The 19,439-nt window shown below is 44.2% G+C and carries 19 protein-coding genes and 1 tRNA gene; 13 read left to right on the forward strand and 7 right to left on the reverse strand.

Annotation, left to right across the window (positions count from 1 at the left end; genetic code table 11):
- Positions 1–182: 182 nt before the first annotated feature.
- Positions 183–434: a hypothetical protein gene (locus B1A85_RS01275; protein ID WP_104545128.1), complete on the reverse strand. Its 252-nt coding sequence runs from the start codon at positions 432–434 to the stop codon at positions 183–185.
- 617 nt (positions 435–1,051) lie between these two features.
- Between B1A85_RS01275 and B1A85_RS01280 the strand changes: the two genes are divergently transcribed.
- From B1A85_RS01280 to B1A85_RS01300, 4 genes are all read left to right on the forward strand, one after another.
- Positions 1,052–2,116: an amino acid ABC transporter substrate-binding protein gene (locus B1A85_RS01280; RefSeq protein WP_104545129.1), complete on the forward strand. Its 1,065-nt coding sequence runs from the start codon at positions 1,052–1,054 to the stop codon at positions 2,114–2,116.
- Between the two features lie 168 nt (positions 2,117–2,284).
- Positions 2,285–3,484 carry an amino acid ABC transporter permease gene (locus tag B1A85_RS01285; RefSeq protein WP_104545130.1) on the forward strand — a complete coding sequence of 400 codons (1,200 nt, stop codon included), beginning with the start codon at positions 2,285–2,287 and terminating at the stop codon, positions 3,482–3,484.
- A gap of 265 nt (positions 3,485–3,749) precedes the next feature.
- Positions 3,750–4,955 (forward strand): amino acid ABC transporter permease, encoded by a 1,206-nt coding sequence (locus tag B1A85_RS01295; RefSeq protein ID WP_168192327.1) that lies wholly within the window; start codon positions 3,750–3,752, stop codon positions 4,953–4,955.
- A gap of 58 nt (positions 4,956–5,013) precedes the next feature.
- Complete coding sequence (locus B1A85_RS01300; protein WP_104545132.1) at positions 5,014–5,796, forward strand: amino acid ABC transporter ATP-binding protein; 783 nt, start codon at positions 5,014–5,016, stop codon at positions 5,794–5,796.
- A gap of 256 nt (positions 5,797–6,052) precedes the next feature.
- Here B1A85_RS01300 and B1A85_RS01305 read toward each other — a convergent pair whose 3' ends face one another.
- Complete coding sequence (locus tag B1A85_RS01305) at positions 6,053–6,256, reverse strand: hypothetical protein (protein ID WP_104545133.1); 204 nt, start codon at positions 6,254–6,256, stop codon at positions 6,053–6,055.
- Between the two features lie 427 nt (positions 6,257–6,683).
- Here B1A85_RS01305 and ffh point away from each other — a divergent pair, with 427 nt between their 5' ends.
- The gene (gene ffh / locus B1A85_RS01310; RefSeq protein WP_104545134.1) at positions 6,684–8,141 is read left to right on the forward strand and encodes a signal recognition particle protein; all 1,458 of its coding nucleotides are present in this window, start codon (positions 6,684–6,686) and stop codon (positions 8,139–8,141) included.
- Positions 8,142–8,180: 39 nt separating this feature from the next.
- Here the strand turns inward: ffh and B1A85_RS01315 are convergent.
- A tRNA-Leu gene (locus tag B1A85_RS01315) sits at positions 8,181–8,262 on the reverse strand.
- Positions 8,263–8,408: 146 nt separating this feature from the next.
- Here B1A85_RS01315 and accC point away from each other — a divergent pair.
- Positions 8,409–9,764, forward strand: coding sequence for an acetyl-CoA carboxylase biotin carboxylase subunit (accC, locus tag B1A85_RS01320; RefSeq protein WP_104545135.1), 1,356 nt, complete (start codon positions 8,409–8,411; stop codon positions 9,762–9,764).
- A 105-nt stretch (positions 9,765–9,869) separates the two neighbouring features.
- Here the strand turns inward: accC and B1A85_RS01325 are convergent, their stop codons facing one another.
- Positions 9,870–10,163: a YggT family protein gene (locus B1A85_RS01325; RefSeq protein ID WP_104545136.1), complete on the reverse strand. Its 294-nt coding sequence runs from the start codon at positions 10,161–10,163 to the stop codon at positions 9,870–9,872.
- Positions 10,164–10,484: 321 nt separating this feature from the next.
- Here B1A85_RS01325 and psbX point away from each other — a divergent pair, with 321 nt between their 5' ends.
- The 4 genes from psbX (at position 10,485) to B1A85_RS01345 (ending at position 13,219) form a co-directional block, all read left to right on the forward strand.
- Positions 10,485–10,604 carry a photosystem II reaction center X protein gene (gene psbX / locus B1A85_RS01330; protein ID WP_104545137.1) on the forward strand — a complete coding sequence of 40 codons (120 nt, stop codon included), beginning with the start codon at positions 10,485–10,487 and terminating at the stop codon, positions 10,602–10,604.
- Between the two features lie 216 nt (positions 10,605–10,820).
- Entirely contained in the window at positions 10,821–11,732 is a 912-nt protein-coding gene (locus B1A85_RS01335) for a Ycf66 family protein (RefSeq protein WP_104545138.1), read from the forward strand.
- Between the two features lie 168 nt (positions 11,733–11,900).
- Complete coding sequence (locus tag B1A85_RS01340; protein WP_104545139.1) at positions 11,901–12,482, forward strand: TolB family protein; 582 nt, start codon at positions 11,901–11,903, stop codon at positions 12,480–12,482.
- Between the two features lie 227 nt (positions 12,483–12,709).
- A complete protein-coding gene (locus B1A85_RS01345; protein ID WP_104546267.1) occupies positions 12,710–13,219 on the forward strand; it encodes a TolB family protein in 510 nt (169 codons plus the stop codon).
- 89 nt (positions 13,220–13,308) lie between these two features.
- On the opposite strand, the gene B1A85_RS01350 is transcribed toward B1A85_RS01345, so the two are convergent.
- Positions 13,309–14,304, reverse strand: coding sequence for a succinate dehydrogenase/fumarate reductase iron-sulfur subunit (locus B1A85_RS01350; RefSeq protein WP_104545140.1), 996 nt, complete (start codon positions 14,302–14,304; stop codon positions 13,309–13,311).
- Positions 14,305–15,047: 743 nt separating this feature from the next.
- Here B1A85_RS01350 and B1A85_RS01355 point away from each other — a divergent pair.
- Both B1A85_RS01355 and B1A85_RS01360 read left to right on the forward strand, forming a co-directional pair.
- Positions 15,048–15,461, forward strand: a complete 414-nt coding sequence (locus tag B1A85_RS01355) for an AbrB family transcriptional regulator (protein ID WP_104545141.1) — start codon at positions 15,048–15,050, stop codon at positions 15,459–15,461.
- Positions 15,462–15,605: 144 nt separating this feature from the next.
- Complete coding sequence (locus B1A85_RS01360) at positions 15,606–16,412, forward strand: CPBP family intramembrane glutamic endopeptidase (RefSeq protein ID WP_104545142.1); 807 nt, start codon at positions 15,606–15,608, stop codon at positions 16,410–16,412.
- 36 nt (positions 16,413–16,448) lie between these two features.
- Here the strand turns inward: B1A85_RS01360 and cbiE are convergent, their stop codons facing one another.
- Together cbiE and B1A85_RS01370 are read right to left on the reverse strand one after the other, a co-directional pair.
- A complete protein-coding gene (gene cbiE / locus B1A85_RS01365) occupies positions 16,449–17,690 on the reverse strand; it encodes a precorrin-6y C5,15-methyltransferase (decarboxylating) subunit CbiE (RefSeq protein ID WP_104545143.1) in 1,242 nt (413 codons plus the stop codon).
- Positions 17,691–17,705: 15 nt separating this feature from the next.
- Positions 17,706–18,335 carry a cobalt-precorrin-8X methylmutase gene (locus B1A85_RS01370; RefSeq protein ID WP_104545144.1) on the reverse strand — a complete coding sequence of 210 codons (630 nt, stop codon included), beginning with the start codon at positions 18,333–18,335 and terminating at the stop codon, positions 17,706–17,708.
- 11 nt (positions 18,336–18,346) lie between these two features.
- Here B1A85_RS01370 and holA point away from each other — a divergent pair, with 11 nt between their 5' ends.
- Positions 18,347–19,324: a DNA polymerase III subunit delta gene (gene holA / locus B1A85_RS01375; protein ID WP_104546268.1), complete on the forward strand. Its 978-nt coding sequence runs from the start codon at positions 18,347–18,349 to the stop codon at positions 19,322–19,324.
- Positions 19,325–19,439: the final 115 nt, after the last annotated feature.

Consider the following 19,439-nt stretch of genomic DNA (forward strand, 5'->3'; position numbering starts at 1 on the left):
AAAATAATCTTTATTAGCTGAACACCATTTTATCAAAGATACTACTTACTTGTAGTAGTCTCAAAGTAATACGATATAGCATGGATTACTACAACGCTGTAAGGAAAGTAGCACTTTTATTTTTTATCAATAAGTATAATCTCACACATTAAGTAAGCTTACTTAGTAAAACCATCCGAGTATCAAACCATTTCTACAACAGCACGAGCAATTTCCATAACCCAAATGCGTGCTGCTATAGTAAACACAGGAATTGCGTTAACCTCGGCTTGGCTCAACTGGCGGATTTTTTGATATCCCTGTATAAATGATTCGCGAATACTAACATCTAATTCCCACCGATAGACCGTATGCACAAACTTAGCAATATCAAAAGCCCGCCAACTGTAACCACATTGGTTAAAATCAAATAGCGCTGGTTGAATGAAAGTCACCAATGCAAACTCTGTAAGTTGATGGTGTTTGAGATAACGCTAATTCAATTAACTCTGTTTTGATTTGAGTGCTTAAGTTGAAAAGATAATCAATATCACTTCTACGGTGCGGAAATAACGCAGCGATCGCATCGATTGACCAATATATAAAGATACTCGCAATTGAGTTCAGGACGGCTAACTTAATTGCGGCTAGGGTTCGCCACCCATAACGGCAAACGTGCAAAATGTAGTGTCAACTTTGTTCAGCTTCGACTAAATAAGTATCATTAAGACCGCGTTTATACAGCTTACACTTTTGTGGTTTCGCTGGAGGATAATGGCATAATATCTTTTCAATTAAAGCTTCTCCTGAAAGAAGCGAATGTATAACAGCAATTCGATCGCTCGTGCTCAACTATTAGCAATCAGCTATTAGTCTATTTTACTTTAGTACTATTTAGTTAATAAAAATCACAAACTGTATCAGTAGCTGCATTTATCGTGTATATCAAATTATAAGATTAAACCGCAGTTAAGGTTATCGATTCGGCAAGATTAACTTTATATAAAAAATTCCGGTTTAGCCTGATTTTAAAAGTGTAGATAACAACGAAAGGAAATACGGGAAGAAAAATATGCTTAAGTGGAGTTCCCTGCTGTTGAGTGCAGCACTGCTGGCGGCTCCGTTATCGGGTTGTAGCCTGTTTTTATATCCCAGATTATCAGCCCAAGAAGGTGGCACAGCATCAGGGGCGGTATTGAATCGAGTCAAAACCCGTGGCAGGTTATCGTGTGGCGTCAGTGGGAATTTACCAGGATTTAGCTATGTGACTCAACAAGGCGAATATAACGGGTTAGATGTTGATATTTGTCGGGCGATCGCCGCAGCGATGTTTGACGACCCGCAAGCAGTAGATTTTCGCAACCTCAACGCTAAAGAGCGATTCACAGCCCTACAAGCAGGCGAAATCGATATCCTCAGCCGCAACACCACCTGGACAATTAGCCGCGATACATCCATCGGGTTAGAGTTTGCACCTACCGTGTTTTATGACGGTCAAGGCATGATGGTCAAACAAAATAGCGGCATTAAAGATTTAAAAGGCTTGCAAGGCAGATCCATTTGCGTCCAAACAGGAACCAGTACCGAACAAAATCTTGCTGACCAAATGCGTAAGTTAGGAGTTAAGTATACACCGATCGTCTTTGAAGACGATAAAGCAACATTCGCCGCATATCAACAAGGACGCTGTGAAGGAGTCACGAGCGATCGCTCGCAATTAGTCGCGCAACGCAGTGCCCTACCAAACCCTGACGAACACGTCCTCTTGGATATCGTTATGTCCAAAGAACCACTCGCACCCGCAGTGAGAAACAACGATCCGCAATGGTACGACACCGTAAAGTGGGTCATCTTTGGATTAATCGAAGCAGAAGAACTCGGAATTACGTCACAAAACATCGATTCTTTTGCAAATAGCGAAGATCCAGTCGTACGACGCTTACTCGGAACCGAAGGCGATTTAGGGCAAGGGTTAGGACTAACAAATGATTTCATAGCGCGGGCAATTCGCGAAGTTGGTAACTACGGCGAAATCTATAACCGCAACCTTGGTCCTCAAACACGCCTTAATCTCCCACGCGGTCAAAATGAGTTGTGGACTGAAGGTGGACTACATTATGCACCTCCCTTCCGGTAAAAGAAGCAAGGGAGCAGGGGAGCAGAGGAGCCTGCTCCGTGCGGGAGTTTCCCCCGTTGAGGCAACTGGCGTGGGCAGAGGAGAATAAATAATGACAAATGAGGGTTAACTCAAAACTTATCACTTACCACTAGCCACTAACTACTAATCAATCTTCAAAGCAAATTAATGACAACACAGCGTCCACGGGTTACGCGCAATGCACCCAAGTTTCAGGATTTACTCAGAGATACCCGATTTTGGCGAGTCGCTGGACAAGTTATTGCTGTATTGCTGTTTTTGTTGTTGGTGATTCTGGTCATCGATAACGTCATCTACAACTTGCGAGCATTAGGCATTCAGCTAGGATTTGGGTTTCTTGGTTCGCAAGCTTCCTTCGACATTGGTGAAACGCTCATTTCCTACAATCCGGCAGATAGTTACGGTCGAGCGATTTTAGTTGGACTGGTTAACTCGCTACGCGTCATTGCAGTAGGACTTGTTTTAGCAACAATTCTAGGTTTAGTTGCCGGAATTGCCCGATTATCAAATAACTGGTTAGTGCGGCAATTAGCACTAGTGTACGTTGAAACGATTCGCAATATACCGCTACTTTTACAACTATTCTTTTGGTACTTTGCGTTTTTCTTGCAATTACCAAATGTTGCTAATCGCATTACGCTTCCAGGTCCAACTTTTTTATCCAGTCGCGGACTATATTTACCCTGGATACAAGGAAGTGCGGGCGCGGGAGTATGGTTATTGTTACTCGCGTTAGGGATTGTGGGAGCGATCGCGCTTTGGCAGTGGCGAACGCGAGTTATGCAAGAACAGGGCGTTCCTGGCAATCAATTCTGGTGGGCTTTAACACCAATCGTTGCGGCGATCGCGCTTGCGTACATTATCAACGGTGCAATTCCCTTCAGTATTACATTGCCCCAACTAGTAGGAACTGAGCAAATTGAAGGCGGACTGCGCTTATCGCCCGAATTCGGAACTTTGCTTTTGGGACTTGTGGTTTATACCGGAAGTTTCATCGCCGAAATCGTCCGCGCCGGAATTCAAGCCGTTCCGCAAGGACAGTGGGAAGCCGCACGCGCTTTAGGACTCAAACCAGGAAGAGTGATGCAAAGTGTTGTTTTACCCCAAGCTTTGCGCGTAATTGTCCCGCCATTGACAAGTCAATACCTTAACCTGGCGAAAAACTCTAGTTTAGCGATCGCGATCGGTTTTCCTGATGTTTATTTTGTTGCGTCAACAACGTTTAACCAAACAGGACGTGCAGTAGAAGTCATGTTTCTGATCATGATTACCTACCTCACAATTAGTTTAATCATTTCACTGGCGATGAACTTGTTTAACCGCACCGTGCAATTTAAAGAACGATAACGCGCTAAAAGTGTTCGCGCTCATAATTAGCAAGCATTATTAAAACACTTTCTTCTACTTCACTCAACGAGAGTTACAAAGAAATTCTCCCCTGCTTCCTCTGCTCCCCTGCTTCCTCTGCACCTCTGCACCTCTGCACCTCTGCTCCCCTGCTTCCTCTGCTCCCCTGCTCCCCTGCTTCCTCTGCTCCCCTGCTTCCTCTGCTCCCCTGCTTCCTCTGCACCTCTGCACCTCTGCTCCCCTTCTTCCTCCAACCCCTCACCCTATGCAAACAGAACTACCTCCTCCTATTGCCCCTCCTATAAGTCGCGCTTCCTCGCCTTGGGAATGGATGCGTGTCAATTTATTTAGTACTTGGTACAACGTCATTCTGACGATTGTGTGTACCGTCGTCATTGTTGTCGGAGTTAGTAATTTATTGCGCTGGGTATTTGATATCGCCCAGTGGAATGTCGTTGCCACTAATTTACAGTTGTTCTTTGTCGGTAGATTTCCTCCCGAACTTTATTGGCGTGTTTGGCTATCGCTGGGAGTCCTTGCAGGTTTAGCCGGAATCGCTTGGGGTTTTAGTCGCAAAGATGCACGATGGTTCAGTCGTTCTACGTTGATTGCTTTGGGTATTATCTTCGCTGCTGTCATCTTGCTACCACTGCCTTTATCATCGCGGTTGTGGTTACTGGCGATCGCACTTGTAGCAACAGTTGGCTATACAATCGGGCGGCAATTACCAGCTAATTTTAGTGGTTGGTTTCCCGTCGCGTGGGGCGTTGCGTTTCTCGTTGTCTGGTGGTTAATCAAAGGTGGTTTAGGGTTAGCACCTACCCCAACAACGGTTTGGTCAGGACTACTATTAACATTACTTACTGCAACAACAAGTATCATTCTTTCATTTCCTTTAGGAGTGTTACTCGCCCTTGGAAGGCAAAGTCCGCTTCCGGTTGTACGCGGTTTATCAACTCTCTATATTGAAGTCATCCGAGGCTTACCATTAATCGGCATTTTGTTTTTGGCGCAAGTGATGCTACCTTTGTTTCTCCCGCCTTGGTTCCGCGATTTAGACCGAGTACTACGCGCGATCGCCGGACTTGTCTTATTCAGTGCTGCGTATCTCGCTGAAAACGTTCGTGGTGGTTTGCAAGCCGTTCCACGCGGACAAGCCGAAGCTGCTAAAGCTTTAGGACTCAGCGCACCTCTAACAGTGTCCTTAATCGTGTTACCCCAAGCCCTAAAAGCCGTGATTCCCGCAATTGTTGGTCAGTTCATCAGCTTATTTAAAGATACTTCGCTCCTTGCACTCTTTGGCTTACTCGAACTTACTGGAATCGCCCGTTCGATCTTGGCACAACCAGAATTTATCGGACGCTACGCCGAAGTTTACTTATTCATCGGTTTAATCTACTGGATCTTCTGCTATGGAATGTCGCAAGCTAGCCGCAATCTCGAACGCAAGTTGAATGTTGGTCAGCGGTAGCAGCAATTCCAATTACCTATTACCTATGACCTAACACCATCTAAGGAAAAACAAAACAATGACGCAGCAGACTATTACAACACAAACAGATTCTTCTTCGCCACAAAAACCTGCAATTATCGCTCAGAATGTCCATAAGTGGTACGCCAGCAACAAATTTCACGTTCTACGCGGTGTCAGTCTTAATGTTCACCGAGGTGAAGTTGTTGTCGTTATGGGTCCATCTGGTTCAGGAAAATCAACGTTTATTCGCACGTTCAATGCTTTAGAAGAATACCAACAAGGCAGAATTGAAATTGATGGCATTGAACTATCCCACGACTTACGCAACATCGATGCAATTCGTAAAGAAGTCGGGATGGTGTTTCAACAATTCAATTTGTTTCCCCATCTTACGGTACTCAATAACGTCACTTTAGCCCCGATTTGGGTACGCCGCTGGCCAAAAAAAAGAGCCGAAGAAGTTGCGATGCAGCTACTCGAAAGAGTTGGAATCTTAGGACAAGCGCATAAGTATCCTGGTCAACTTTCTGGCGGTCAACAACAACGAGTCGCAATCGCCCGCGCTTTGGCAATGCAACCAAAAATTATGCTCTTTGACGAACCAACATCCGCCCTCGATCCAGAAATGGTAAGAGAAGTATTAGATGTGATGCGATCGCTGGCACGTTCGGGAATGACGATGGTGGTCGTTACTCACGAAGTTGGTTTTGCCCGCGAAGTTGCCGATCGCATCGTCTTGATGGATAGCGGTGTTATTGTCGAAGAAGCTACACCCCAAGAATTCTTCCAAAATCCGAAAGAAGAACGCACGCGCAAGTTTTTATCTCAGATTTTGTAATTAAGCATTTATTCATCAACAATAAAAAATGGGCATTTCTTCAACGATTGAAGAAAGCCCAAATGTAAAGATGAATAACTCTTCGGTAATTTTGCCTTGCCAGAGTTGAAGATAATTTGCTGCAAGGCAAACGGTGATTAATATATTTAGTTTATTTTTCTATTGCTCGCTCGACTAAGAAGTAAAATTCTCAAGCAATTAAATGAGTTAGTTGCGTTGAATAGTTTGAGATTGTCGCAAAATTTGGTATTAATCTTTAGCTCATCGTCGCTGAACTGCGGTCGTATGTGTTGCGGAAGCTGGGATTTACTTTACCTTGAATGTCTTGAATATAGTCAAGATATTCGGCTCCGTCTAGACCCATCTCAGATGCGGCACGATTCAGCATCGCTTGCTGACGATTTCTGATGAGGTGATGATGACGCATCATTAAGGCACGGGCTTGATCTTGAGTAGACATACTGGCTTCCTCTTTAAATAATTTGTTTGCGTTTTTGCTTTACAATTTTACTATATCAGATAATTCTGTAGCTAAAAATACAAAATACCCTACTTTAACAAAAATTTACAATTTTCCTGCAAGTTTGAAGATGCGATCGCAACAAACCGGCTTTGTATGACTGACTCCTTCTAAGCTTCCGACGAAGTGCATACACCACTACTAAGGCACGCAGAAGCCGCTGAATTGAGGAGATGGCAGCAAAGTCAAGATTTGGACATTGATGCAGATGCAGAAGCAAGCGACAAAAAAGCTTACTGAAAGCAGTTCTCTAGTCTTGGCAATGCTCGCTAATAGCTTTAGTGATAGCTAAGCATTTAACGTAGTAAGTAGACAAGCAAATTAGCTGACACAATACTTTTTATAGACGAACGGATTTTGACGAATTATGTTTGATGCACTTGCTGACCGTTTAGAGTCTGCCTGGAAAAAACTGCGGGGTCAAGACAAAATTACCCAGTCCAACATTCAAGATGCGCTGCGAGAAGTACGTCGCGCACTGTTGGAAGCAGACGTTAATTTACAGGTAGTCAAAGACTTTATTGCTGAAGTCGAATCTCATGCACAAGGTGCTGAGGTGATTGCAGGAGTACGACCCGATCAGCAGTTCATCAAAATTGTATATGAGGAACTTGTGCAAGTCATGGGGGAAACGAACGTTCCCCTAGCACAAGCAGATCAGCCACCAACAATTGTCCTGATGGCTGGTTTACAGGGAACTGGAAAAACGACGGCGACAGCTAAATTAGCATTACACCTACGCAAGTTAGATCGCAGTTGCATGATGGTAGCTACCGACGTTTATCGTCCTGCGGCGATTGACCAGTTAGTGACGCTAGGTAAGCAAATAGAAGTACCCGTGTTTGAAATGGGAAGTGATGCTAACCCTGTGGAAATTGCACGTCAAGGCGTCGAACGCGCAAAAGCCGAAGGAGTAGACACCGTCATTATTGATACAGCTGGTCGCTTACAAATTGACCAAGACATGATGGCAGAGTTAGCCCAAATTAAAGAAACGGTGCAACCCCATGAAGTTCTACTTGTTGTAGACGCCATGACAGGGCAAGAAGCGGCGAATTTGACGCGAACCTTCCACGAGCAAATTGGAATTACAGGGGCAATTCTGACGAAACTGGACGGCGATAGTCGAGGTGGCGCAGCGCTATCAGTACGTCGGATTTCTGGTCAACCGATTAAGTTTGTTGGTGTTGGAGAAAAAGTAGAAGCACTTCAACCGTTCTACCCCGATCGCATGGCGTCGCGAATTCTGGGAATGGGAGATGTCTTGACGCTGGTTGAAAAAGCGCAGGAGGAAATCGATCTTGCAGATGCTGCCAAGATGCAAGAAAAAATTATGGCAGCAAAATTTGACTTTACCGACTTCCTCAAGCAGATGCGGCTGCTGAAAAATATGGGTTCGCTGGGCGGCATCATGAAGCTGATTCCAGGCATGAATAAGTTATCGGAAGATCAACTCAAGCAAGGCGAAACACAGCTAAAGCGCGCCGAAGCAATGATTAATTCAATGACCGCGCAAGAACGCCGCGATCCCGATCTACTCGCCAGTTCTCCAAGTCGCAGAAAACGGATTGCCAATGGTTCGGGTTACAAAGAAGCCGATGTGAGTAAGTTAGTGGGCGATTTTCAGAAAATGCGATCGCTGATGCAACAAATGACGCAAGGCGGGTTCCCTGGAATGCCTGGAATGTTCGGTGGCGGTATGGGTAATCCTCTCGCTGCCGCTGGTAATCGTCCCTCAGCCCCTGGCTGGCGCGGCTACAGTGGCGGTGGTACAGCCAAGAAGAAGAAAAAGGAAAAGAAGAAAAAAGGGTTTGGAACTCTTTAGGGGTGAGTTATAAAACGTTCTGCAATTCAAAACTGTTAATGCGGATGGCGAGACTCGAACTCGCAAGGCGTAAGCCACACGCCCCTCAAACGTGCGTGTCTACCAGTTCCACCACATCCGCTTGCGACTAATTATAGATAGTAGCAGATTACGCGCAATTTCGTTGCAGATTTACTGTATGCTGAAGCTACGCGATCGCACTGCCGCTATAAAGAAGTTCTAGGAGTTAGCGAGAGCAATTATTCTAGCTGTTGGTGTTGCTGGCAAATGCACTTTTCTAAAATACTCATCGCCAATCGGGGAGAAATTGCCCTGCGGATCATCCGTGCTTGTGAAGAAATGGGAATTGCGACCGTTGCGGTTCATTCGACCGTCGATCGCGATTCCCTCCACGTCCAACTAGCAGATGAGGCGGTATGCATCGGCGAGGCTCCGAGTAGCAAAAGTTATCTCAATATTCCCCGCATTATCGCCGCAGCTTTAACGCGCAATGCGACGGCGATTCACCCTGGGTACGGATTTTTAGCCGAAAATGCCCGATTTGCAGAGATTTGTGCGGATCATCAAATTACATTTATTGGTCCCTCACCCGAAGCAATTCGCGCTATGGGCGATAAATCAACAGCGAAAGAAACGATGATTCGCGCCGGCGTACCGATTGTCCCTGGTAGCGATGGATTACTCAAAGACGAACTCGAAGCAAGTGCGATCGCGCGTCAAATTGGCTATCCGGTAATCGTCAAAGCAACAGCAGGGGGAGGCGGACGTGGCATGCGTCTTGTCCGCGACGACAGTGAAATCACTAAACTCTTTTTAGCCGCTCAAGGCGAAGCAGAAGCTGCTTTTGGTAATCCTGGCTTATACCTGGAAAAATTTATCGAACGTCCGCGTCATATCGAATTTCAAATTCTCGCAGATAGCTACGGCAACGTCATTCACCTTGGCGAACGCGATTGTTCGATTCAACGCCGTCACCAAAAATTATTAGAAGAAGCACCTAGCCCCGCACTCACTCCTGAACTCCGCGAAAAAATGGGAGAAGCTGCAGTTAAAGCTGCGAAGTCAATTGATTATGTGGGTGCGGGAACGGTGGAATTTCTCCTTGCTCCCAACGGCGAATTTTATTTCATGGAAATGAATACGCGGATTCAAGTCGAGCATCCAGTTACCGAAATGATTACTGGACTGGACTTGGTGGCTGAGCAAATTCGCATCGCCCAAGGGGAAAAACTGCAGTTGACTCAAGACCAAGTTGTTCTGCGCGGTCACGCGATCGAATGTCGCATTAATGCTGAAGACCCCGACCATGACTTTCGCCCGTCTCCAGGTCGGATCAGCGGCTACTTACCGCCAGGTGGTCCCGGCGTGCGCATGGATTCCCACGTTTACACCGATTATCAAATTCCTCCCTACTACGACTCCTTAATTGCCAAATTAATCGTTTGGGGACCAGATCGTGCCAGCGCGATCAGACGAATGAAACGTGCTTTACGCGAATGTGCTCTAACTGGTTTGCCCACAACAATTAACTTCCATCAAAGAATCCTAGAAACACCAGAATTTTTACAAGGTGACGTTTATACGAACTTTGTCGAACATGTCATGTTCTCGCGGGGAAATTAGAGGTCAAGGGTCAGGATTTCTAGCGCAGAGTTGAGTCAGGAAAATTCTTTCCAAAAATCAAAACTCACGCCTAGCCACTATTCACTCGCGCCTCATCCCTCTTTATCAGTGCAAACGCGTTGCCATTGTGAGTAATCCTTGTTGACCTAACAGTAGCTCGCGCAGTAAGCTGACAATCCCTAGCCAAATCACAGGAGTAATATCGACTCCGCCGATTGGTGGTACTAACTTACGCAAAGGCGCTAAAAAGGGTTCAGTGGTTACAGCAATGACGTTAAAAGGAAAGCGTTTGAGATCGACTTGTGGATACCACGTCAGAACGATGCGAAAGAGAAATAACAAGATCATCAGTCCCAATATAGAACCAAGAATCCAATTCGTTAGAGTAACAGCGCTCATATTGGTTTAACGGCGAAACGACTCAGAAATTGACTGCTAGGGTGCAAAAGTATCTAACTATGAAAGAAGTACTCAATCAAGAATGACCAAGAATGACATACTTTATTTTAAATTTTGTAAATATTTTGTATTTTAACTAAAAAAGGCTTACTGGCGGCGCGTAGAAAAATCGCAGTTAATACAACTATTTCCACTGCAGCTCATTCTTACTTGTCAAGGCAGTGCGTTAATCTAAGACATAAAACAGTATGCGATGAACTTCTCAATGGTGTAACAGAAGATTAAAATTAAGATCGAAGTGTGCAAAAAGGTTGCGAATCTATGACACCGTCGTTAATGAATTTCTTTTATAGTTTGCTGGCTGGACTTTTAATTGTTGTTATTCCAGCAACAGTAGGTTTGATTTTTATTAGTCAAAAGGATAAAATCCAGCGTTCATAATAGATTTAAGGGAGTCGCAATGACTCCCCACAAATTCAGTAACGCGTGCTGTAGTTGTGTCATAGATGTGTAGCGAGTAGAAGCGAGTAGATAAGTTGCATAGAAGCACAGATTTAATTAATATCGATTGGCAGTATGCAACAAAAACAATGCCCAGATCCCTATGGTGATTTTTGGCTGGACTCGTTAGGATAAGACATACTTGAGAGAATAGAAATGGTTAACTTTGGACTAAATTCAGCGAGTATCCTGGGCATCGTCTTAGCTGTAGCTGGTGCAGGTCTATATTTTCTGCGCTCAGTGCGTCCAGAGCTATCGCGAGACCACGACATTTTTTTCGCGGCTGTCGGGCTATTGTGCGGTTTTATTCTTTTATTTCAAGGCTGGCGATTAGACCCAATTTTGCAATTTGGTCAATTATTACTCACGGGTTCAGCAATCTTCTTTGCGGTTGAAAGTGTCCGATTGCGGGGTGTTGCAACTGAACAAGCAAAACGCAACACGCGAATTGTGGATGAAGAAAGACCAGTTAGCCCCGTTTATGAGTATCAAGCCGAGTTAGACGAGCTTGAGCCACTTTACGAAGAACGCCCTACAATTAATCCCAGAAGAAGAATTCAGGGCACAAAAGAAACGCGCCCAGCAAGAACTACCGAATATGAAGACGAACTCCGGCGTAATTCTACCGATGATTACGATGACGAGCCTCGGCGTCGGTACTCGAATCGCGCTAGTAGTTCTGAGCGCTTAGCACCTGCAGATAGACCAACAAAGCGTCGTCGTTCTCCTCGTCCGACAAGTCCAACAAGCCGTTCAAGCGTTGAGCGCCCAGAAGTTGATGAGTGGGGATATCCCAAATCAGATAGTAGCTGGGATGATGTCGGTAGCAGCAGCACGAGTAGACCCTCACGTCCTACAAGAAGTAGTGACTCTTCGTGGGAAGACAAGGATAGCTCGAATACAGTAGCTCGACCGACGACCAGAAAACGCCGTCCTGCGCCTGCGCAAGGTACGTCTCGAAGAAGAGAGGACGATATTGAAGCAACGCCAACCGATTATGTAGATTACAAGCCCGTTGATGCCTCAGATAGTGACTTTGATAATCCAGTCAGGTTTGACGAACCTTAGAAATTTATAGGTCAAACTCAAGTCATAGGGCTATACTTATCAATTAGCTATTAGCGCTAATGGTAGTTGCTAATTGATAGTGCTGCAAACAAGTATGGTCAAGTTGTCCCTGAAAAATAATAAAATTCTGAATGTCAACTTGGGTAGGGGCATTGCAGTAGACTTGAGGTGAGAAAATTTTTAGCAAAATGGGGACTTCGGCACTGGATTAATCTTTGTCTGGGTTCGGGGTTATTGCTTTTTGCGATCGCGTGTACTCCTCTCGATCGCCCCAGCATTCCCGCTAGTTTGAACAGCCGATATACTGACGAACAACCAGCATTGAGTGGCGATGGTCGCTACGTCGCTTTTGTTTCAAATCGTGATGGTAGTCGTCATCTCCTCTTATATGACTTACAAGCGCAGGTTTTGCTACCTTTACCAGGCTTACAAGACCGCCCTGAAGTTATTGCCGAAAGCCCCAGCATTAGCTATACAGGACGCTACATTGTCTGTATTATTAATGACCAAGGAAGACCGAGTTTAGTCCTCTACGATCGCGTAACTCAACAGCGACAATTTCTCAGCAGATGGTATCAAGGATGGATTCGCAATCCTAGCATTAGTCCTGATGGTCGCTACATCGCAGTTGAAAGTAGTATTAATGGTCAGTGGGATATCGAAGTCCTCGATCGAGGTTCTAGGATTGAGTTAGATATTCCTGATGGCGTTCCTATTGAGGAGCATAAATTACAGACGTCTTCCGACTAAAGTCAAGGTTACCTAAACAAATTGTACTTTTACATACTAAGCTAAGAGACCTGAGGGAGTAAGGCATACTTTGCTCGCAGTCGATGCAAGTAACTCTTGTGGTTCTCGTTGCGAATGCACGCGCAATCGCATTCAGGCTTGTCTTGCTGCAAACCCTAGTCAAGCACTTCTAAACCTTAGCTTTTTATCATTCATTTGTGAAACGCTTCGTTACTCTACTAGCAACCATCCTAGCGCTGACGTTAATTTTAATAGTATTGAGTAGTTATGGAAGCTCCGCCCGCTTGCTAAGCTTCCCCTCAGAGCCAAGTGGAAGAAGCCTGAATAGCCCTGCAGCTGAACTCACCCCGCGCGTCTCTGGAAGATACATCGTCTTTAGTTCAGATCGCTTCGGGCGTCAAGATATTTATTTATTTGACATGGTTAGCCGCAAATTAGTTGACTTACCAGGATTAAATTCGTTTGATGCGATCGCCTCAAGTCCTGCTATATCTGAAGATGGTCGGTACATTGTATTTGCTAGCAATCGTCAAGGAAAGTCTGGCATCTTTTTGTACGATCGCGAAACTCGCCAGTTAAGGAACTTGACAACTAACTTGCAAGCCGAAGTCCGTAACCCGACAATTAGCGCTGATGGCAATCGAATTGCCTTTGAATCCAGTGCTAACGGACAGTGGGATATTCTTATTTACGATCGCACCGGAAAACCAATTAATATCCCAACTGAGCCACAATAAAAAGAGATGGGAAGCACAGAAGCAGAGGAAGCATGAGAATGCATCTTTTCACTACCCCCTAGTCACTAGAGCCACTAACCACTACCTTCTCACTTCTCACCCCTCTTTTGCTGTACTGATTCAATCAGCGATCGCACTTCTTCGGTACCTGTCGATGGTTCAAAATGAAGTGGGAATTTACCGCGAATGAGCATTTTGAAACCAAGCGGTGTAATTCGTAATAAACCTTTGAGATCGCGAAAGTAATCGCCAACCACCTGAAGCACAAACTTCGGCTCGTTAATCCAGCCGCCTTGTTTTACCAGTTCAATTAATCCTTTGCGGTGACGAATCGGGATACTATCTGGTACTTCTTTGTTCGCTAAGATTTCTTGTTTGATTTTGCTAATTTGATCCAAAGGTGCAACATCCATCGGACACACACTATTGCAGTAAAAACAGCGCGTACAGCCCCATACACCTTGAGTACCAATATTATATTTTTCCAAGCGCGTTTCAGTTTGAGTATCGCGCGAATCTGCGACCATGCGGTAAGCTTTGGCAAGCGCGTGCGGACCGACGAAATCTGGATTAATTTCCCGCGCATTGCATTCGGAATAGCAGGCGCCACACATAATACAATTACCCGTTTGATCGAGGCGCGATCGCTCTTGTGGAGTTTGTAAAAATTCGCGTTCTGGTATTTTTCTAGCGCTCGTACTGATATAAGGTTCTACTGCCTCTAAGTGATTCCAAAAACTTGTCATATCTACCACTAGGTCTTTAATGACTGGCATATTTCCTAACGGCGCTAGAATAATTTCTGGAGTTGCTCCATGACGACCCTCAATACTTTGTAATCTTTGAATTTCACTTCCAACGTTTTCCTTACACGCTAAAGCAGAACGTCCGTTAATCCGCATTGCACAACTGCCACAAATCGTATTGCGACAATTTTTCCGAAATGCTAAACTTCCGTCTTGTTCCCATTTAATGCGATTTAGGCAATCCAAAATTGTATTACCTGGTTCAACTTCCAATTGGTATGTCTGGGCTTGGGGCGGAGAATTTTCTTTTTGTCGAATAACTTTAAAAATAACTTGCATCTTTACAAAGCCTTACAAATTTTTCTGCGTATCTCTAAAATTAACGAGCTTACCTAGCATTTACTTGCTAGGATTTCTGGCGTTTACTTGCGACACGCTGGTATTTAATGGGTAAATTGGGCGTTACTTCTAGTTTAAAACCAATCTTGGAACTCTAGTTAGCTCAGCCCTTCTACCTATCTAATAGTGTTTTGCTTTAAGGTTGAGATAAAGAGATGCATAGAGGTACGTACAGAAGGAGAAGGGAGAATTGTGATTCGTGATAACTATATTTTTCAGTTGGTATCACTAAGGTTAAGTGGTTGGTTTGTCATAATTTGTCAATGACAAACTGCAACGTTGCAAAAATATGTCTTAAGAATTATGTGTCTGGGCTTGACACAATATGCTCGCTAGGATTGAGTACCTTGCAGCTAAATCAGTAAACTGCTACCTGTTATTTGCCATACAGACGAAAAAAACCGAAGAAGAGCCATCTCAGTTTAAGCTTTTATCTCAGTAATCGATGGTTGCCTCACTGGCAGAATAAAAAATTTTAGGAATTGCAAAAAACTTTACTCATTACCTCAATGCTTTGTCACTAAAATAAAAATTGTATGCAAATATAATTAACAAAGGATAAGATGTAAATATTCCCAGATCATTTTGCCAAAAAGTAGAGAGAAGAGGATATATTTTTTATAATGTGATTGTTGTAAAAGACAACGAAACCAACTTGGAGAACGTAAGGATTTATAAGTGCGATGACTGAAACCGCAACTGCACCATTAACAGGAAAAGCATTACTGCAAAAGGTAAAAGAATTATCCGACTTACCAAGACGAGAAAGAGCAAAGCGCTGTGGTTATTACACAATAACCAAGAATAAACAGACTCGCGTTAATCTCACAGATTTTTATGATGCATTATTAGCAGCGAGGGGAATTCCCTTAAGTCCAGAAGGACCAAAAGATGGACGCGGTCGCGAACCAACGTATCGTGTTAGCGTTCACAAAAATGGTCAAATCGTCATAGGTGCAACTTACACTGAGGCGATGGGACTCAAACCAGGAGATGAATTTGAAATCAAGCTAGGATACAAGCACATTCACTTGATTCAACTAGATAGTGATAAAAGTGCTAGCCAGGATGAAGATGATGACGAAGATGAAGAATAATGTTTTTCAAAAAGAGTAAGGCTTATTCCTCAATACCCGAAACATGACTTTTAGCCTAACCTTTTTATTAATCTTCAATCAAAAAAATCTGGCAATTTAACAGCGGTTTTGAACGCTCACCTTAACTATACAGCGCATAGTTTGATGATAAATTTGGCAGCTACCCCAGGCTCATTACTACGAGTAATAGGCTTTTTAATTGCTTGGGCTGGGTGTTGGTTGCCAATAGCAATTCCGCTGTTTGTCGCGCGCGATCAGTCAAAGACATTAGCTGCGCAGAAACTTCCGTTATTAGCCTCGCTGTATCTAATTGCTCCAATTGTGCTTTGGAAAGTGAGCCAAATCACAAATAGAAATTTTTTAGATTATGGCGTAGTCTGGAATTTTGCAATTCTGCGATCTTTAGGTGAAGGTTTAGCGATCGCAGTCCTTAGCATCGCTATCTTGTTTGCAATTCAAACACTTTTGGGCTGGGTGAATTGGCAACAGATATCTCCAAAACAAATCATGAGTGTCGTGCTACCGACATTAGTTCTAGCGCTATGGGTAAGTGCTACCGAAGAATTAATTTTTCGGGGTTTTATGCTGACACAAATGCAGCAAGATTACCCATTGTGGCTCGCCGCAATTATTTCTAGCGGAATTTTTGCGGGACTACATCTTGTGTGGGAACAACGCGAAACTGTACCTCAACTCCCTGGATTGTGGTTGATGGGAATGGTGCTCGTGTTAGCGCGAGTCATTGATAATGGAAGTTTAGGCTTAGCGTGGGGATTGCACAGCGGTTGGGTGTGGGCGATCGCATCTATCGACACAACTCAAGTCCTCGCTTACACCCAAAAAGTTCCTGACTGGATAACAGGAAAACACAATAAACCCTTAGCGGGAATTCTCGGAATTATTTTATTAATGGCAACAGCAGGACTTTTATTGGTAATGGGTAACTGGTAATTGGTAATTGGAAATACCGCTTGCGCTATTCATAAGTTAGTTTTTAACTCTGACCTCTGCTACAGCACTCAAAATTGTCACAGGATTTAAGGGCGTAAACCGCGTTAAGTCCGCAATTGGTACAGATCGCGATAGCTGTACTTGCAACATTTGATAATGCCATTGTTGATGTTTGAGCCAATCTAAAGCGATCGCAAGATGTTCTACCGTTGCTAAAGCAAGGACAATAACACCATTGGGAGAAAGGCGCAAAGCTTCTAAAATTGCCACTAAATTACCGCCACTTCCACCAATAAAAACGCGGTCTGCGGTGGGAAGTTGCGATAAAACTTCTGGCGCACTACCGCGAATCGAAACAACATTCTTTACACCAAAGCGATCGCAATTTTGTTGAATTAATGTTGTCCCTGCTGCGGTTTTTTCGATGGCATAGATGCAAGATGTCGGAAATAAACGGGCGATTTCGATCGCAACAGAACCCGTACCCGCGCCGATATCCCAAACAATTTGTCCAGGTTGTAGCGCTAATTCTCCCAAAACTAACACGCGCACTTCGCGCTTGGTCATTAATCCTGGGCGATCGCTAAAACTCAAAAATACCCGATCGGGTAAACCAAACTGTGGTAGTGTTGCTAAATCCAAGTCTTGGGCATGATTTTGACGCAGTAAAACAACAACATTCAACGGTGCAAACGTTGTTGATGCAACTTGTGCGAGTGACCAAGATTGTACGCGTTGTTGCTGACTTCCTAAATTCTCGCAAACCCAAAACTGATAATCGCTTGGTAAATCCAACGCTTGAATTAAACGCGCGATCGCACTCGGAGTATTTGTGTTATCCGTCAAAACAGCAATCTTCTCAGCGCCTTGCTGCAACGCTTGAATTAATTCTGCTAACGAACGTCCGTGAACGCTAATGATTCTAGCATCGTGCCAAGGAACTTTAATCGCATTGAACGCTAATTGTACTGAACTTAAATGCGGGTGAAAGACAAGTTTTTCAGGTGGAAATTCTGCTAGTAAGAGTCGCCCTAAACCAAAAAACAACGGATCGCCACTGACTAAAACAACGACATTCCCTGTATCTTGATTGCGGATGCGCTCAATGGTTGCAGTAAAATCGCCAAGTACCCACTTTTGGGCAGGATGCTGGGGAAAATAGCTTAAATGGCGATCGCTACCAATTAATAGTGTTGCTTGGGCAACAATTTGCCGTACATTCTCGCTTAACCCTGCTTTTCCATCCAAACCAATTCCGACTACGTGAACTACGCTCATCAATCATCCTGATTTCTACTTTTGTAGTGCTAGCATAATCAGAGCATTAAGAATTGCCGCAGCAACAGCCGATCCGCCCTTACGGCTTTCAACGCGAATTTGAGCAACAGATGTTTGAGCTAATGCGGCTTTCGACTCCAAAACCGAAATAAAGCCTACCGGAGCACCGATTACCAATGCGGGTAAAATAGAAGTTGTAGTGATGCGATCGCACAACGCCAGTAAAGCGGTTGGCGCATTACCAATTACATAAATAGCGTGCGGATATTTTTCGTAACATTGAAGTATACCTGTTTCGGTGCGCGTTTTTCCTGGTAAAGCAGTGCTGACTTGTTCTACAGCGCTGAGCAGTGGGTTATGAAAAGTTTTGGTTACTAATCCCACAACACCCTGTTTCACCATGCTGACATCGGTCACAATTGGAACGCCACGCCGCAGCGCCGTAATTCCCGCATTGATGGCGTCTGGACTAAAGGAAACAAGATGTTTAAACTCAAAGTCAGCAGTAGTGTGAATTACGCGTCGGACGATCGCATATTCCGCGTCACTCAAATTATGCGCGCCGATTTCGCGGTCAATGACGGCAAAACTTTGCTCCATGATGGGATGAATTTGGATCGTACTTTCGCTTTGTTCGCGCTTCACGAGTGATTTTTATGCCAATTTATGTTTACTGGGGTGAAGATGATTTTGAGATGCAAACAGCGATTTTTCGCTTACGCGATCGCATTGTTGATGCCCAATGGCTCAGTTTTAACTATACTGTAATTCCAGCAACTCAACCTGAGGCAGTTATCCAAGGACTCACGCAAGCAATTACACCTCCTTTTGGCGCTGGTAGTCGCTTGACATGGCTTGTCGATACAACGATATTGCAGCAGTGTTCTGCCGATTTATTAGCCGAGTTACAACGCACATTACCTGCTATCCCTGAAAACTCGGTTTTACTACTCACCTGTCGCAACAAACCGGATAAACGGCTCAAATCTACCCAGCTACTCCAAAAATTTGCCCAAATTCAAGAATTTTCTTTAATTCCACCCTGGAAAACCGAGCAACTAATCGATAAAGTACAACAAGCGGCGCAAGAATTGAACGTCAAACTGACATCAGAAAGCGTGCAGATGTTGGCTGAAGCTGTCGGCAATAATACACGCCAGATGTATAACGAATTAGAGAAATTACGCACCTTTGCCGGTTTTGACTCAAAACCCATAGATAAAACCACAGTAGCCACCTTAGTTAGTAATAATACTCACAACAGTTTGCACCTAGCGGCTGCGATTAAAGATGGCGATTCGCCAAAAGCGTTAGAATTAATGACACAACTGATTGCGCAAAATGAACCCGCTTTGCGCATTGTTGCCACATTAATTGGGCAATTTCGCACGTGGTTGTGGGTGAAGCTGATGAGTGAGGCAAAGCAAGATCCTACAACGATTGCACAAGCGGCTGAAATTGCAAATCCTAAGCGCGTTTACTTTCTCCAACAGGAAGTTAAAGGCGTTTGCGTGACTCAGCTCGTTTCTACATTGCCAGTCTTACTCGAACTCGAAGTCAACCTCAAACAAGGATTCGAAGAAAACTCTATCCTACAAACGAAGATTGTAGAACTGTGCCAACTTTTTCGCTAAATCTGTTAGTAAATGGTTGCGTGTAGTTTGAAAATTAGGAATTTCTTCTAGTTTTGGCATCTTACAAGAACTTCAGTAAAGTTCGGGGGAAATACTGAGAAAGCAGAAAACTTAA

The organism is Chroococcidiopsis sp. TS-821 (genome assembly GCF_002939305.1).
Lineage (GTDB): Bacteria > Cyanobacteriota > Cyanobacteriia > Cyanobacteriales > Chroococcidiopsidaceae > Chroogloeocystis.